Origin of the sequence: Actinomadura sp. RB99 (genome assembly GCF_014706005.1) — a bacterium.
In the GTDB taxonomy this organism is placed as follows: domain Bacteria; phylum Actinomycetota; class Actinomycetes; order Streptosporangiales; family Streptosporangiaceae; genus Spirillospora.
On the sequence record NZ_JABMCA010000123.1, the window covers coordinates 1 to 15656 of the forward strand.

Consider the following 15656-nt stretch of genomic DNA (forward strand, 5'->3'; position numbering starts at 1 on the left):
CCGCGGCCGGCGAGCCCGCCGCCGCGCTCGCGGCGGCGGTGGCGCGGGCGGCCGCGCGGCTGGAGGAGCTGGCCGCCGCCGACCCGGAGCTGCGCGGGATGGGCACCACGCTGACCGCCATGGCCTGGGACGGCGCCGGGTTCGCGGTGGCGCACATCGGCGACTCCCGCGCCTACCTGCTGCGCGGCGGCGACCTCTTCCAGATCACCCGCGACCACACCATGGTCCAGACGCTCGTCGACAGCGGGCGGCTCACCCCCGAGCAGGCGGCGGACCACCCGCTCGGCTCGACGCTCCTGCGCGCGCTGCAGCCCGGCGGCGACCAGCACCCCGACCTGTTCCGGCAGGACGCCGCGCCCGGCGACCGCTACCTGCTGTGCTCCGACGGCCTCTCCGGCTTCGTCCCGGCCGGGGCGATCCGCGACGCGCTGGCCGGGGCCGCGCGTCCGGAAGACGCCGTCACCCGCCTCATCGCGCTGGCCGACGCGGCGGGCGCCCCGGACAACGTCACCTGCGTCGTCGCCGACGTCGCCGACGTCGCCGCGGACCCGGCGCGGCGGGAGCCGCAGCTGCTCGGCGCCGCCGCCGGGAGGGGACGCCGCGCCCGCCGGACCCGCCGGACCCGCCGCGCCTGAGCCGCGCCCGGACGAACCCCCGCCGACCGTCTCCACGAGATGGCCGAGCCGGCCGCCGTCGCGGCTCCCGGGCGTCCTACCAGGCGAAGGCCTCGGGCGCGGGGCCCGGGCCGGGGAAGATCTCGTCGAGGGCGGCGAGGAACTCCTCCGACAGCTCCAGCTCGACGGCGCGCAGCGCGGAGTCGAACTGCTCCTGGACGCGGGGACCGACGATGGGGCCGGTGACGCCGGGACGGGTCAGCAGCCAGGCGAGGCCCACGTCCCCCGCCTCGACGCCGTGCTTGTCGCAGAGGTCCTCGTAGGCCTGGATCCGCGCGCGCTCCGCCGGGTCCTCCAGCATCTTCGCCCACAGGCCGGACCCGGACCGGGCCGTCCTGCCCTCGCTCTGCTTGCGCAGCACGCCGCCCAGGATGCCGCCGTGCAGCGGCGACCACGGGACGACCCCGAGGCCGTACACCTGCGCCGCCGGGATCACCTCCATCTCCGCGCGCCGCTCGACCAGGTTGTACAGGCACTGCTCGCTGACCAGGCCGAGCGAACCGCGCCGCGCGGCCGTCTCGTTCGCCTGCGCGATGCCCCAGCCGGGGAAGTTCGACGACCCGGCGTACAGCACCTTGCCCTGCTGGACGAGGACGTCGACGGCCTGCCAGATCTCCTCCCACGGCGTCGTCCGGTCGATGTGGTGGAACTGGTACAGGTCGATGTGGTCGGTGCCGAGCCGCTTCAGCGACGCCTCGCACGCGCGCCGGATGTTCAGCGCCGAGAGCCGGTCCCGGTTGGGCCACGGGTCGCCCTCGGGGCTCATGTCGCCGTACACCTTGGTCGCCAGGACGGTCTTCTCCCGCCGCCCGCCGCCCTTGGCGAACCAGGCGCCGACGATCTCCTCGGTGCGGCCCTTGCCGCCGTAGATGTTGGCGGTGTCGAAGAAGTTGACGCCCGCGTCGAGCGCGGAGTCCATGATGGCGTGGGCGTCGGCCTCCTCGGTGTGGCGGCCGAAGTTCATCGTGCCGAGGACGAGGCGGCTGACCTTCAGGCCGGTGCGGCCGAGCTGCGTGTACTTCATGGCACCAAGCCAAGCACCTGGAGTGCGCTCCAGATCAAACGGGCGCGCCGCCCTGGACGCCGGACGTCCGAGGCGGCGCGCGGGCGGCGCCCGCCGCGGCGGAGCGTCGCCGGGGCGGTGCCGGTCGTGGCCGGTCGTGGCCGGTCGTGGTGCTGGGTGCTGTGTGCGGTGCCGCTGGGGATCAGCCGGGTACGTGTCCGGGCGCCTTCAACGCCCCGGAGTGCGCGAACGGTGTCCAGGACCGCCATCCGGAATCGGGCCGGGAGCCGTCCCCGGGGCGTCCGTGCGGTCGGTTCGCGTGGTTCGCGGTGTTCGAGTGGTCCGCGTGCGCGTGGTCCGCGTATTCCGCGTTCGCGTGGTGCGGGTGCTGCGCGGCGGGCCTGACGTGCCTCGGCCGCGGGGCCGGATCTCTGTCCGGTCTGCCAGGTCTGATGTGGTTCGACGTGTCGTCGCTTCGCGGTGCCTGGGCCGCGGGATGTGCGGGGGTGTTCGCCGAGGGGTTTCTCGGGTGGTGCGCTGGTCTGTCGGCGGATGGCGGAAGATGGGGGGTCCGCTGCTTATCTGGCGGCTTTCGCCGGGCCTCGCGATCCTGCGCCGCCATTCTGTCTATCTTGTCGACGAGCTCGCGGATGGACGGGGAAAATGTCTGTTTTGCCGGTGCGCCGGGCCGTACCGCCCCGGCGAACTCCCGTTTTCGGGCCGCGCCCATCGTGTCGATCCTCACCCGGGCGCCGGTATGCGGGGCGTGCAGGAAGCGGCCGTGGCCGACGTAGATGCCGACGTGACTTCGCCCGTGGAAGAACACGAGGTCGCCCGGTCTCAGGGCGCCCAGGCCCACCTTGCGCTCCACCGACCGGTACTGCGAGTAGGTGACGCGCGGGAGCCGTACCCCCGCCCTGCGCCAGGCGGCCATCGCCAGGCCCGAGCAGTCGTAGCTGGACGGCCCGGCCGCGCCCCACCGGTACGGCTTGCCGATCTGCCTGCGCGCGAACGCGAGCGCCTCCCTGGCGCCGCTGCGCTGTTCGGCGAGCTTGGTGCGGTAGCGGTCGTAGGCCCTGACCTTGCTCAGCGTCCCGGCGTCCAGGTTGAGCCGCTTCAAGACGATCGGGTTGAGCTGTGCCCTGGCCGGGGCGCCCATCGGGACCGACAGCGCGAACCCGGCCGCGGTCGCGGTGACGGCGACGGCGATCGCCCGGTGCTTCCGGACCGCCGGCCCGGTACGGCGCGCGGCCCCGCCGGCGCGTGCGGTGCGGCCGGCGCCGTCCCGATGTGAGTGACGTGCGATGCACATTCGCGTGCTCTCCGTTTTCCCTCGTCGGTTGATCATCCCGCCGACAGTTCGGGTACCCGGTGGCCGCACTTGAATGGGGGAGAACCGGCCGATTTTGCGTGATCATGGAGGGGAATTGATGCCGGAATTCGGTGTCTTTGATCAAGCGGTCAGATGGGCCAGCGACTTCAGCGGGACCGGCAGCCACGCCGGCCGGTTCCGCGCCTCGTACCGCACCTCGTAGACCGCCTTCTCGAATTCGAAGGCGCGCAGCAGGACCGCGTGCGCGGCCGGGTCGGCGCCGCCGGCCGCCGCGTACCCCCGGCAGAACGCGGCCCGGTTGCGGGCCGCCCACGCGTGCGCCCGCGTCTCCAGGTGGCCGCCCGACTCCAGCGGCACCGTCCCGGACCGGGTGATGAGGAACCGCGCCGCGTACTCGAACGAGCGCAGCATCCCGGCGACGTCGCGCAGCGGGTGCGACAGGGCGCGGCGCTCGCTCTGCGTGCGCGCCGGCTCGCCCTCGAAGTCCAGCAGCGACCAGCCCGACTCCGACCGCAGCACCTGCCCGAGGTGGTAGTCGCCGTGCACCCGCTGCACCGGCAGCGGCTCCGCCTGCGCGGCCAGGTCGATGAAGGCGCCGGTCAGCGCCTTGGCGTGCGGGGCGAGGCCGGGCACGGCGCGGCACGTCCCGGTCAGCTCCTCGTTCATCCGCGCGGCCAGCGCGCGGACCTCGTCCGCCGGGACGACCGTCACGCCGAACGCGTCGGCGAGCGCGCGGTGCACGTCCGCCGTGGCGGCGCCGAGCCGTTCGGCCTCGGCGGCGAAGTCGCCGCCGGCGGCGCTGGCGTCCAGCTCCGCCCACTCGTCGTCCAGCGGCGTCGTGTGCGCGAACCAGTCGCGGACGCTCGCGATCGCCAGGCTCCACCCGTCCGCGCCGGTGCGCAGGTAGTCCGACAGCAGGCCGAGGGTGACGGGTTCGCCGCCCGCGGTGCCGTCGCCGCCGGGCGCCAGTTCGATCCAGCCGTGCACGGCGGGGACGTGCTCGCAGCCGGCGCGGGTCAGCGCGAGGTTGACCTCCAGGTCGAGGTTGACGCCCTCGCTGAGCCGGCGGAACAGCTTGCAGATGTACGCGTCGCCGAACAGCAGCGAGGTGTTGCTCTGCTCCGCCGTGATGGGCAGGCTCGTCAGGTCCGTCCGGATGCGGGCGCCGGGGACGTGCCGGAAGCGCAGCGGGCCGACCGACGCACCGGCGGCCAGGTGCTCCAGCAGCGTCCGGGTCAGGTCCGGGTCGTGCACGGCGTCGTAGGTGTGCTGCCTGATGGCGGCGCCGCCGCCGGGCGGGCCGCCGATCCGCGCGTACCCGAGCCGTCCGGGCAGGTCGCGGCGGACGCCGAGCAGGAGCTGGTAGCGGTCGGTCGCGCCGTCCTGCCGGACGTCCAGGACGAGGTGGTACAGGCCCGGGTCGCCGGCCCGCAGCTCGGTGGCGGTGCCGATGGACAGGTCCTCGATGGGGCTGTCCTTGCCGCCGAACCAGCGCTGCCGGGGCAGCCATTCCGCGAGGTCCCGCGTGAGGACGCTTTCGGGTGGCAGCACCTTCAACCGTCCTTCTCCGTGCCGCTTCCGGGTTCCCCGGCGGTGTCCGCCGGGCCGTCCCCGCGCGCCGGAGCCACGGGCGGGGCCGCGGGCGGGTCGGCGGGCGGGCCCGGGGGCAGGTCGTCGAGCGGATCGACGGGCGCGGCGTCGGGGGGCATGAGCTGGAACCAGTAGAAGCCGTGGCCGGGGAGGGTGAGCAGGTAGGGCAGTTCGCCGATGGCCGGGAACTGCACGCCGCCCATGCACTCCACGGGGGAGTACCCCTCGAACCGCCGCATGTCTAGCTCGACCGGCTGCGGGAAGCGCGACAGGTTCGCCACGCACAGCACGGTGTCCATCCCGCCCCAGCGGTCCTGGTCGGCCTCGTCGATCTCGCGGGTGAAGGCGAGGACGGAGGGGTTGGAGGCGGACAGTTCGACGTAGGTGCCGACGCCGAAGACGGGGTGGCGCTGCCGGATCTCGATCATCTTGCGGGTCCAGTGCAGGAGTGATCCGGGGTTGTTGACCTGGGCTTCGACGTTGACGGCCTGGTAGCCGTAGATGGGGTCCATGATGACGGGCAGGTAGAGGCGTGCGGGGTCGCATTGGGAGAAGCCGGCGTTGCGGTCGGGGGTCCATTGCATGGGGGTGCGGACGGCGTCGCGGTCGCCGAGCCAGATGTTGTCGCCCATGCCGATCTCGTCGCCGTAGTACAGGACGGGGGAGCCGGGCAGGGACAGCAGCAGGGCGGTGAACAACTCCAGTTGGTTGCGGTCGTTGTCCAGGAGGGGGGCCAGGCGGCGGCGGATGCCGATGTTGGCTTTCATGCGGGGGTCTTTGGCGTATTCGGTGTACATGTAGTCGCGTTCTTCGTCGGTGACCATCTCCAGGGTGAGTTCGTCGTGGTTGCGTAGGAAGATGCCCCATTGGCAGGATTCGGGGATCTTGGGGGTCTGGGCCATGATCTCGGAGATGGGGTAGCGCTGTTCGCGGCGGACGGCCATGAAGATGCGGGGCATGACGGGGAAGTGGAAGGCCATGTGGCATTCGTCGCCGCCGGCGCCGGGGTCGCCGAAGTATTCGACGACGTCGGCGGGCCATTGGTTGGCTTCGGCGAGCAGGACGCGGTCGGGGTAGAGGCGGTCGACCTCGGCGCGGACGCGTTTGAGGTAGGCGTGGGTTTCGGGGAGGTTCTCGCAGTTGGTGCCTTCGCGGGCGTACAGGTAGGGGACGGCGTCCAGGCGGAATCCGTCGATGCCCAGGTCGAGCCAGAACCGCAGGACTTCCAGCATGGCGTCCTGGACGGCGGGGTTGTCGTAGTTGAGGTCGGGTTGGTGGGAGAAGAAGCGGTGCCAGTAGTACTGGCCGCGGACGGGGTCGTAGGTCCAGTTGGAGGACTCGGTGTCGACGAAGATGATGCGGGCGTCGGGGTATTTGTCGTCGGTGTCGTTCCACATGTAGAAGTCACCGAACGGCCCGTCCGGATCGGTCCGCGACGCCTGGAACCACGGGTGCCGATCCGAGGTGTGGTTCATCACCAGATCCGCGATCACCCTGATACCGCGGGCATGCGCCTCCTCGATCAGTTCCACGAAATCACCGAGCTCCCCGAAGTCCGGCAGGATCTCGGTGTAGTTCGCGATGTCGTAGCCGCCGTCCTTCAGCGGTGACTGGTAGATCGGCAGCAGCCACAGGCAGTCGACGCCGAGCCATTCCAGATGGTCGAGCTTGGAGATCAGGCCGCGCAGATCGCCGTACCCGTCATTGTTGGAATCGCAGAACCCCCGCACCGACACCTCGTAGAACACCGCCGTCTTGAACCAGTGCGGGGTGTGCGGAGCGCCCTCGGCGAAGGGGTCCGGGACGGCCCCCGCCGCCGGCGCGGCCCGCTCCGCCCCGATCCCGCCCCGCGCGAGGCCGCGATCGGCCTCCGGGTCGGCGACCTGGCCGGACGTCCTGCAGGTGAAGTACTTCGGCTGGGCGTGCATGGACCATCCCGGAGTGTCGGCGACATCTAGATCAGCAATTCCCGCCGTCCGTCGCGAGGGCGTGCGCGACAGGCAACCATCCGTAAAAATCTCGGTACTCTCCGTGACCGGAGCGCCGCTCCCGGGCCGCGGTGGATCCCGTGCCCGAACGGCCGCGGGACTTACCGCGCGGCGAGCGTGTCATGCCCGGACCTTTAGGGTCGGCGCCGTTTCCGCCCCAGGCGCCGGGTAGGTCCCTTCCAAGCTCGGAACCTGCCGCGCGGGCAGCTGCCGACCCGCCCGGACGGGCGATCTTCTCGTCTCGTCCAGACCGATCGGAGGGACAGTGGAGCGCTGGGAGATGTCGCCATCGGCCGGACCGACGCGCGACGACCTCGTGGCGCGGCTGCGCGTTCGCTTCGCCGACATTCCGGCCGAGAACGTGCGCCGTTGCGTGGACGACCTGTGGTGCTGCTGCACCCATCTCGGGATGCGGCCCGACGCCCGGACCATCGAGCGCCTCGCGGCGTCCCGGCTCACGGGCGTCGTCCGCGGCGCGCGGCCGCCGTATCCGGACGGCGAGCGGGCCCCGGTGCCGCCGGGCCGCGCCGCCGCGTCCGCCCCCGTGACGCCGCCCACCGGCGGGCCCGCCCCGGCCCGTACCGCCGCGCGTACCCCGATCGGGATGTGACAGATGAAGGACACGACCGTGCCGGGCCTGCGGACGGACACCCGGCAAGGGTTCATCGTGCTGCGCCTGCCCGCGCAGATCAGCTGGCGCAACTACGCAGGGATCAGGGAAGGGGTCTCCCGCGCGCTGGCGGTGGCCGCCGGCGACCTCGCCCCCGACCGCCCCGCCACCGACCGCCCCGCCACCGACCGCCTCGCCGCGGGCCGGCCCCGCAAGGGCGTCGTCGTCGACTTCGGCGACTCGATCCTGCTGGACGCGTCCGGGCTGGTGCTCCTGGCCCGCACCGAGACCCGCGCGCAGCTGCTCGGCTGCCCGCTGCGGGCCGTGGTGCCCGCGACGGCCGCCCCCGTGCGGCGCGCGCTGCACCTCACCGGCCTGTCCAGCCTCGTCCCGGTGTTCGAGGACGTCGCGCAGGCGACCGCGGCGCCGGTGGTGCCCGGCGAGACCGCGACCGTCGACACCGGGCACGTGCTGGACGCCATCCGTGCCCTGCACCCCGCCGACGCCGGGCTCGCGCCGACCCCGTCCGCCGCCCCGCCCGAGCTGCTGATCACCACGGCCGAGGCGGGCGACGGCGACCACACCGTGGTGCACCTGTCCGGGGTCCTCGACCCCGTCACCGTCCGGCGCCTCGGCGAGACGCTGACCTCGCTGGTCGAGGGCGACCTGCGGCACCTGATGGTGCGGATGGGCGACCGGCTCGGGGTGCGCTGCGACCCGCTGCCGGTGCTGCTCGGCATCCGCTGGCGGGTCGCCGCCGAGGGCGGGTGCCTCTCGCTGCCCGGGCTGCCCGCCCGGCTCCGCGAGATCATCGACCGCGAGGGGCTCGGCTCGGTGTTCAGCGCCTGCCGGTCCGGCGAGGGCCGGGCGCTCGGCGCGGGACCGGCCTGACCGGCCGCCTTCCCGTCACCACGGCATCGGGGACCGCCACCGCGGGACCGATGCGAGCGGGCCGTCCCGTCCCTTCGCTCAGCTCCCGCCCGGCCGCAGCCGATCGCGCGCGGCGCGCAGGGAGTCGCGGACGGGGCGGCCCGTGCCCGTCCGTCGTGCCCGCGCGCCGGAAGGCGGGGCGGACCGGGCCGACGGCGCGGGTGGTGCGGCCGACGGGGCGGACGGTGCGGCGGACGAGGCGGCGGGGACGTGGCCGTCCTCGCGATCCGGGCTCTCCTCGTCCCGCTGGATCGTGAAGACGTGCGCGGGACGCATGTGCGGATCGAGCCGGACGTAGTTCGCCTTCCGCCACGTGTATGTCGCCTCGTCCAACTGGTCGATGACGGTGAAGGGCCGGTCGGGGTCGTCGGGGAGGCCGAGTGCGGCGAGGTCGAGGTGGACCGTCGCCTCGCGCGGCTGGTGCGGATTGAGGTTGACGACCGCAAGCACGACGTCGTCGCCATGCCGTTTGGAGAAGGCCAGCAGCTCGGGCTGGTCGACGTGGTGGAAACGCAGGTTCCGCAGCCTCTGCAGGGCCGGATGCAGTTTCCGGAGGGTGTTGAGCTGGGTGATGAGGGGGGCGATGGTGGTGTTGTCGCGGTCGGCGGCTTCCCAGTCGCGGGGGCGGTATTGGTATTTCTCGGAGTCGCGGTATTCCTCGCTGCCGGGGCGGACGGGGGTGTTCTCGCAGAGTTCGTAGCCGGAGTAGATGCCCCAGGTGGGGGAGAGGAGTGCGGCGAGGATGGCGCGGATCTGGAAGGCGGGGCGGCCGCCGTGTTGGAGGTATTCGTTGAGGATGTCGGGGGTGTTGGTGAAGGCGTTGGGGCGCATGTAGGCGGCGGTGGGGCCGGTGAGTTCGGTGAAGTAGTCGGTGAGTTCGTCGGCGGTGTTGCGCCAGGTGAAGTAGGTGTAGGACTGGTGGAAGCCGATTTTGGCCAGGGTGTGCATCATCGCGGGGCGGGTGAAGGCTTCGGCGAGGAACAGGACGTCGGGGTCGGTGGTGGCGATGTCGGCCAGGAGGCGTTCCCAGAAGTCGACGGGTTTGGTGTGGGGGTTGTCGACGCGGAAGATCCGTACGCCGTGGTCGATCCAGTGGTGGATGATGCGTTTGACCTCGGTGTAGAGGCCGTCGGGGTCGTTGTCGAAGTTGAGGGGGTAGATGTCCTGGTATTTCTTGGGCGGGTTCTCGGCGTAGGCGATGGTGCCGTCGGCGCGGGTGGTGAACCATTCGGGGTGCTGGGTGACCCAGGGGTGGTCGGGGGAGCATTGCAGGGCCAGGTCGAGGGCGATTTCCAGGCCGTGGTCTGAGGCGTAGGCGACGAAGGCGTCGAAGTCGGCGATCGTGCCGAGGTCGGGGTGGATGGCGTCGTGGCCGCCGTCGGGGGAGCCGATGGCCCAGGGTGAGCCGGGGTCGTAGGGGCCGGCGTCCAGGGTGTTGTTGGGTCCTTTGCGGTGGGTGGTGCCGATGGGGTGGATGGGGGGGAGGTAGACGATGTCGAAGCCCATGTCGGCGATGGCGGGCAGGCGTTTCATGGCGGTGCGGAACGTTCCGGACAGGGGGCCGCGGCGTCCCATGGGGTCGTGGGTGGCGCCTTCGGAGCGGGGGAAGAACTCGTACCAGGCGCCGTACAGGGCGCGTTGCCGGTGCACCACCAGCGGGTACCACTCCGACACCGTCAGCAGATCCCGCAGCGGATGCCGCTCCAACACGTCCGCGACATCGGGATGCTCGGCGGCGGCGAGCCGCACGAGGGCGTCAGTGTCCCCGTCCGACAGGACGCGGACCAGCCGCGCCAGCGTCCGCCGGTCCTTCGCGGGGACGTCGCGTGCCGCGCGGGTAAACAGGGCCGCGCCTTCGGCGAGCATCAGCTCGACGTCCTGGCCGCGGGGGACCTTGATCTGCGTGTCGTGCCACCAGTGCGCGATCGGGTCGCCCCACGCCTCCACCCGGAAGGACCACTGGCCCATCCGGTCCGGCGTCACCCGCGCCGCCCACCGGTCCAGCCCGACACCGACCTCGGACATCCGCTCGCCCGGCTGCTCCATCCCGTCCGGCGAGCGCAGCACCACCGCCGCGCCGAGCATCTCGTGCCCCTCGCGGAACACCGTCGCCGACACCTCGATGGTCTCGCCCACCACGGCCTTCGCCGGCCACCGGCCGCCCCCCACCACCGGGGCCACCTCCAGGATCGGGATCCGCCCGAGTCCGCCCGTCGGCTGCACCTGCATCGCGCCCCGCTCCCACACCCGTCCGCGTCGGTCCTCGTGATCCATGCCCGGCCGGCGGGCGCGCGGCATCCCGCGAAGCACAAGATCACGCAAAGAGATCACGCGCGGCGGCGCCCCGCCGCGGCACGCGAACGCCCCGGTCGAGGCGGAGTTCGGGCGGATTTAAGGCGGAGTTGATCTATGAACCGGCCGTCCGCCGGGGCTCGTAACCCAGGCGAGTTCCCCACCGGAAGGAGCGGTTCGAATGATGCGGCGGAATGCGGTGCGCGCGGTGCTCGGCACGGCCGGGCTGCTGGCGGTGCTCGGCGCGGGCGCGTGCGGGGGAGGCGAGCAGCGGCAGGCGGGACGGGTGGCGGCGGAGTCGTCCGGGTGCGCCGCCCTGCAACGGCAGATCGCGGCGGGCCGGGCGGTCGACGTCGCCGCCGCCGAGCAGTGCGACCAGACGCAGTTCGCGGAGCTGGAGAACCAGCGGCAGGCGGCGCGCGCGAAGGGCGAGAAACCCGCGATGCAGGTCAGCGCGATCTGCCGGGCGGTGGACGCGCAGGCGGCGAAGGGCGACGCGAAGCTGGACTTCGGGCTGGCCTTCCACTGCCGGCAGCGCGAGCGGTTCGCCGATGCCGTCAACGCGACCAGCGGGCTCGGGCCGGCGAACAAGGTCACGTCGCTGTGCCTGGGCGCGCGGGCGAGGAAGGCGCGGGGCGAGGCCGTCGACGCCTTCACCGAGTCCTTCTGCGGCAAGGAGGAAGAGGCGGCGGCCGGCGGTTCGGGCGCGGCGCCCGCGCCGTCCTCCAGCGCGGCGCCCACCCCGTCCGCGCGGAGCACGGCGCCCGCGGCGTCCAGGAGCGGCGACGTCGTGTGCCCGGGGTCGACGGTGACGCTGTCCGGCGAGGCCGGCGCGCCCGCCGCGTCCAGCGACCGGCTGCCGGTCGGGACGAAGGTGAAGGTGACGAACCTCGACAACGGCAGGTCCACCACGGTCGCCGTCACGTCCGCGTCGGGCAGCTGCGTGCTGCTGAACGACGCGGCGTTCGAGCAGGTGCGCGAGGCGGGGAAGTTCCTGATCCGGCACGCCCGGATCGAACGCGTCGGCTGAACCGCGGGGAAGGACGCGCGACCCGGCGGACCGGCCGCCGCCGGGGCGGGGCGGGGCGGATGTGCGGGACGGGTCAGGCGTGCGGAACGGGTTCGAGCGCCTCGCGCGCGGTCGTCACGTCCGGCGCGATGGCGACGCGGCGCGGCAGGCCCGCCACCTCGGCGACCCGGCGGACGATGCCGCGCGGCGGCAGCACCACCCACATCGGCACGCCGAGCTCGGTGGCGCGCATCTGCGAGCGCAGGATGATGTTCAGCGCGTTGGAGTCGCAGAACGTGCAGCCGGACAGGTCGAGGATGAGGGCGGGCGCCCCGGAGTCGAGCAGCCCGAGGGCCTGGGCGAGGATCGCCTCGCCGTTGCTCAGGTCGACCTCCGCGGGGAAGGACACCGTCCCGCAGGTCTCCGTGCTCTCCACTCGTGCTGCTCCGAGATCCATGGCTCGCCCCAAGGTCAGGTTCCTCACGTGGGTGACTTCTGGGGGTGCTTCACTGCGACTGTAAGCCCCAAAGCTGGACGAAGCCTGAAAGAGAGGGTCAAGAGTGGGGCGCCGGTCCCTCATATTGTCGATCATCGCGTTCGCTTCCGATTGCTCCGTGTTCGTCGCTTCGGATGCGCGCATGCGCGACCCCGGGCGGTGACTCCGACGGGATTTCGCGGACGGCGGCCGGATGCGGTCGCCGCTGCTCCGAAGCCGCACCGACGAGCTGTCGATCGCCCTTGCCGGCGCTCCGGCGGGACCGTCCACCGCCGATGCGGCGCGTGATCCCACTTAGTGCAACAGCCGTCCGGCGCGGGTTGTTCCGCGGCGAGCGGAGCCCACAAAGCCCTATATTTCCCCATGGGGTGAATGCCCGCCGGAGACGCGGGCGCTGGGGGAGGCCGGATGGGTTCGGAACCGGTGGTCATCGACGGCGGGGACCGCTCCTGCGTGCGGCTGCTGCTGGAGCTGCGCGGGCACCTGGCGGGCCTGGAGCCCGGGACGGTCGTCCACCTCATCGCCAGCGACCCGGCGGCGCCGATCGACCTGCCCGCCTGGTGCCATCTGACCGGGCACGCCTACCTCGGCCCGGTCGCCGCCGACACCCCCACCTACGCGCTGCGCGTCGCCGAGCGCCCGCGCGCCACCGAACCCGATTCGCCCTGGCGCCCTGCCGCGCACGGCTGAGCGACCCGTCCTCTACCGGCCACCGCCGTCCGCGTCCCGTCCGGGGCGGTCCCGCCGTTTCATTTTGACGGCACGTCCGTCACTATTGGCGTAGCGCCAATCAGCGAGGGATGTGACGGGCATGCGGGGACGGCCGTCGATCGCGATCGTGGGCGGCGGCTTCAGCGGGCTCGGGCTCGCCGCCCGGCTGCTCCGCGCCGGCTTCACCGACCTGACGGTGTTCGAGCGCGCCGGCGACGTCGGCGGCGTGTGGCGGGAGAACACCTACCCGGGCGCCGCCTGCGACGCCCCGTCCCACCTGTACTCCTACTCGTTCGAGCCGAAGCCGGACTGGTCGCGGCGGTTCGCGCCGCAGCCGGAGATCCTCGCCTACCTGCGGCACTGCGCGCGCAAGTACGGCGTCCTGGAGCACATCCGGTTCGACTGCGAGATCACCCGCGCCGGCTTCGACCCGGAGACCGGGCAGTGGAACCTGCGGACGGCCGGGGGCGAAATGCACCGGGCCGACCTGCTCGTCGCGGCCTGCGGGCAGCTGAGCGTCCCGGCGATGCCGGACGTCCCGGGGCTGGAGGACTTCGCGGGCACCGTGTTCCACTCCGCGCGCTGGGACCACGGCCACGACCTCACCGGACGGACCGTCGCGGTCGTCGGCAACGGCGCGAGCGCGGTGCAGTTCGTCCCGCGGATCGCGCCGCGCGCGGCGAAGCTGACCGTCTTCCAGCGCGAACCGCAGTGGGTCGGCTGGAAGTGGGACCGCCGCTACCCGCGGCTGCGCACCGCCCTCAACCGGCGGATCCCGCTGCTGCCCCGGCTGTCGCGGCTCGCGGTGTTCGTCTGGTTCGAGGCGCTGCTGAACCCGATGCTGGTCTCGCCGCGCGCCCGCCGGCTGCTGTCGGCGCACGTCCGCGCGCTCTGCCGCACCACGCTGTGGTCGGTGAAGGACCGGCGGCTGCGCGAGCGCCTCGTCCCGGGCTACGAGCTCGGCTGCAAGCGCGTCCTGATCTCCAGTGACTACTACCGCTCCCTCGACCTCCCGCACGTGGACGTGGTCACCAGCGCGGTCGTCGGCGCCACCCCGGACGGCCTCGTCACCGCCGACGGGCGCGAGCACCCGGCCGACACCGTCATCATGGGCACCGGCTTCCGCACGCGGGACTTCGTCGCCCCGATGCGCGTGACAGGTCTCACTGAGCGGGACCTGGACGAGGCATGGCGGGACGGACCGCGAGCCTACCTGGGTATGGCCGTCGCGGGCTTCCCGAACTTCTTCCTGATGTACGGGCCCAACACCAATGTCGGCTCGGGGTCGGTGGTGCACATGCTCGAAAGCCAGATCTCCTACATCGTGCAGGCGGCCCGCGCGTTGCGCGACCCGGAGGTGCTCTACATGGACGTCCGGGAGGGCGTGCTCGCCGACTTCGACTCCGCGCTCCAGCGCCGCCTCGACGGGACGGTCTGGAACGCCGGCGGCTGCGACAGCTGGTACCTGCACTCCGGCGCCGGCGCGGCCGGCCGCCGCCGCAACGCCAGCAACTGGCCCGGCTCGATGCTGGGCTACCGCCGCCGGACCCGCACCCTCGACCCGTCCGACTACCGCATCGTGAAGCGCTGACGTGGGCGCCGCACACAGGTCCCCGGCGCGGGCCCGCGCCGGGGACGGCGCCGACCGCCGGCTGCTGCGCGCGCTCGAAGGTCTCTACGTCATCCCACCCGCCCACCATCGCCCCGACACCGGACGCGCCGACGCGGCGCGGATGCTCGCCTGCGACGACCGGACCCTGACCGCGCTCGCCCGGCACGGCCTGCCGTCCACCGGCGAGCGCGGCCGGGAGCGGTTCGACTCGCGCGACCTGTTCAACCTCGCCCTCTACTCCGGGACGGGCCGCACACCGGTCGAGCGGGACGTCACGTCGCTGCTGCGCTGGACCCGCTCGTCCTGCGAGGACCTCATCGCGCCGCGCGTGTCCCGGTTCGAGCTCCGCGTCGCCTGCGGGGACCCCGACGGCTGCCGTCCCGACGCCCACAACGCGCTCGCCCGGCCCCGCACCGGCGCGTACGGCGGGGCGGTCCGCCACGTCCGCGCGCATCCGGGGCGCGGCGGACGCCGCGTCGCAGGCGCCCCCGACGCGGCGGCGACCACCGCCCGGTCGTCCGGGCCCGCGATGGCGATCTCGGCGGTGCTGCGGACGGTCGGCGACTGCCCGGTGCTGCGGGCCCCCGCGCTGCGCGCGATCGTCCGCGAGTTCATCGGCGCCGAGCCGCGCTACCTGCGCCTGCCCGTCGAGCTGCGCGACGACCCGGACCTCGTCCCGCGCGGCTTCGCCGGCTGCGGCGCCGCCAGCCGCTACATCGAGCGGCTCTGCCGCGAGGAGGGCGTGCCCGCGACGACCCGGATCGGCTGGGTGGTCGGGCTGCCCGACGTCGTGCACGCCTGGGTGGAGGTCGTCGACGACGACGGCGTCACCAAGGTGATCGACCCGACGTTCACGCTGCTGTCGGAAGTGATCCCCTGGTCGAACCCGATGCTGCGCGACCCGTCGCTGGCGTTCCGGACGAACCGGCTCGTCCCGACCGGCCTGCACGTCGGCGGCGACGTCGCGTCCCACACCTGCGGCCGCGCGGCCGGCACGGCGGAGCGCCCGAACGCCCGCGTCACCACCAGGATCGTCCCGCTCCGCCCGACCGCCTGACCGCACGCACGCCTGACCGCACGCACGCCTGACCGCCCGACCGCGCGCGCCGGGCCGCCGGCCGCGCCGCCCGGCCGGCTAGTCGAACAGCCGGAGCCGGTGGGCGGCCGCGGCGGCCTCGCCGCGGCCGGCGACGCCGAGCTTGCCGAGGATGTGGGACACGTGCACGCTGGCGGTCTTCACCGAGATGAACAGCGCCTCGGCGATCTCCCGGTTGCTGCGCCCGGCGGCGACGAGCCGCAGCACCTCCGTCTCGCGCGGGGTGAGGCCGAGCCCGGGGGAGCGCCGGTCGCCGCCGAGCGGGGCCCCGGCGCGGCGCGCGAGGTCGGCGGCGCGCTCCCGCAGCGGACC

General features: G+C 73.2%; 14 protein-coding genes. 7 read left to right on the top strand and 7 right to left on the bottom strand.

Translation table 11 applies throughout. The features are described 5' to 3' along the window. On the top strand, nt 1-635 hold a 635-nt coding region (locus tag amrb99_RS47480), incomplete at its 5' end, for a protein phosphatase 2C domain-containing protein (RefSeq protein WP_190868692.1). A 76-nt stretch (nt 636-711) separates the two neighbouring features. On the opposite strand, the gene amrb99_RS47485 is transcribed toward amrb99_RS47480, so the two are convergent. The 4 genes from amrb99_RS47485 to treS form a co-directional block, all read right to left on the bottom strand. Further along, nucleotides 712-1698 (bottom strand): aldo/keto reductase, encoded by a 987-nt coding sequence (locus amrb99_RS47485; RefSeq protein WP_190868693.1) that lies wholly within the window; start codon nt 1696-1698, stop codon nt 712-714. Nucleotides 1699-1879: 181 nt separating this feature from the next. Next, complete coding sequence (locus amrb99_RS47490; protein WP_190868694.1) at nt 1880-3025, bottom strand: C40 family peptidase; 1146 nt, start codon at nt 3023-3025, stop codon at nt 1880-1882. Nucleotides 3026-3130: 105 nt separating this feature from the next. After that, nucleotides 3131-4561 (bottom strand): phosphotransferase, encoded by a 1431-nt coding sequence (locus amrb99_RS47495; RefSeq protein WP_190868695.1) that lies wholly within the window; start codon nt 4559-4561, stop codon nt 3131-3133. A 2-nt stretch (nt 4562-4563) separates the two neighbouring features. Continuing rightward, nucleotides 4564-6528, bottom strand: coding sequence for a maltose alpha-D-glucosyltransferase (gene treS / locus amrb99_RS47500; protein WP_241756628.1), 1965 nt, complete (start codon nt 6526-6528; stop codon nt 4564-4566). A 340-nt stretch (nt 6529-6868) separates the two neighbouring features. Between treS and amrb99_RS47505 the strand changes: the two genes are divergently transcribed. Both amrb99_RS47505 and amrb99_RS47510 read left to right on the top strand, forming a co-directional pair. Next, the gene (locus tag amrb99_RS47505) at nt 6869-7198 is read left to right on the top strand and encodes a hypothetical protein (protein ID WP_190868696.1); all 330 of its coding nucleotides are present in this window, start codon (nt 6869-6871) and stop codon (nt 7196-7198) included. Between the two features lie 3 nt (nt 7199-7201). Next, entirely contained in the window at nt 7202-8089 is an 888-nt protein-coding gene (locus amrb99_RS47510; RefSeq protein ID WP_190868697.1) for an STAS domain-containing protein, read from the top strand. 78 nt (nt 8090-8167) lie between these two features. On the opposite strand, the gene amrb99_RS47515 is transcribed toward amrb99_RS47510, so the two are convergent. Continuing rightward, nucleotides 8168-10357 carry an alpha-1,4-glucan--maltose-1-phosphate maltosyltransferase gene (locus amrb99_RS47515; RefSeq protein ID WP_190868698.1) on the bottom strand — a complete coding sequence of 730 codons (2190 nt, stop codon included), beginning with the start codon at nt 10355-10357 and terminating at the stop codon, nt 8168-8170. Between the two features lie 244 nt (nt 10358-10601). On the opposite strand from amrb99_RS47515, the gene amrb99_RS50400 reads away from it, so the two are divergent. Continuing rightward, entirely contained in the window at nt 10602-11450 is an 849-nt protein-coding gene (locus tag amrb99_RS50400; protein ID WP_206700388.1) for a hypothetical protein, read from the top strand. A 73-nt stretch (nt 11451-11523) separates the two neighbouring features. On the opposite strand, the gene amrb99_RS47525 is transcribed toward amrb99_RS50400, so the two are convergent. Continuing rightward, nucleotides 11524-11865, bottom strand: coding sequence for an STAS domain-containing protein (locus tag amrb99_RS47525; RefSeq protein WP_206700389.1), 342 nt, complete (start codon nt 11863-11865; stop codon nt 11524-11526). 468 nt (nt 11866-12333) lie between these two features. On the opposite strand from amrb99_RS47525, the gene amrb99_RS47530 reads away from it, so the two are divergent. The 3 genes from amrb99_RS47530 (at nt 12334) to amrb99_RS47540 (ending at nt 15305) form a co-directional block, all read left to right on the top strand. After that, nucleotides 12334-12615: a sulfurtransferase TusA family protein gene (locus amrb99_RS47530; protein ID WP_190868700.1), complete on the top strand. Its 282-nt coding sequence runs from the start codon at nt 12334-12336 to the stop codon at nt 12613-12615. Between the two features lie 121 nt (nt 12616-12736). Beyond that, a complete protein-coding gene (locus tag amrb99_RS47535; RefSeq protein ID WP_190868701.1) occupies nt 12737-14227 on the top strand; it encodes an NAD(P)/FAD-dependent oxidoreductase in 1491 nt (496 codons plus the stop codon). Between the two features lies 1 nt (nt 14228). Continuing rightward, a complete protein-coding gene (locus amrb99_RS47540; RefSeq protein WP_190868702.1) occupies nt 14229-15305 on the top strand; it encodes a hypothetical protein in 1077 nt (358 codons plus the stop codon). 78 nt (nt 15306-15383) lie between these two features. On the opposite strand, the gene amrb99_RS47545 is transcribed toward amrb99_RS47540, so the two are convergent. Continuing rightward, nucleotides 15384-15656: helix-turn-helix transcriptional regulator (locus amrb99_RS47545; protein ID WP_190868703.1), on the bottom strand; the 273-nt coding region annotated here is incomplete at its 5' end.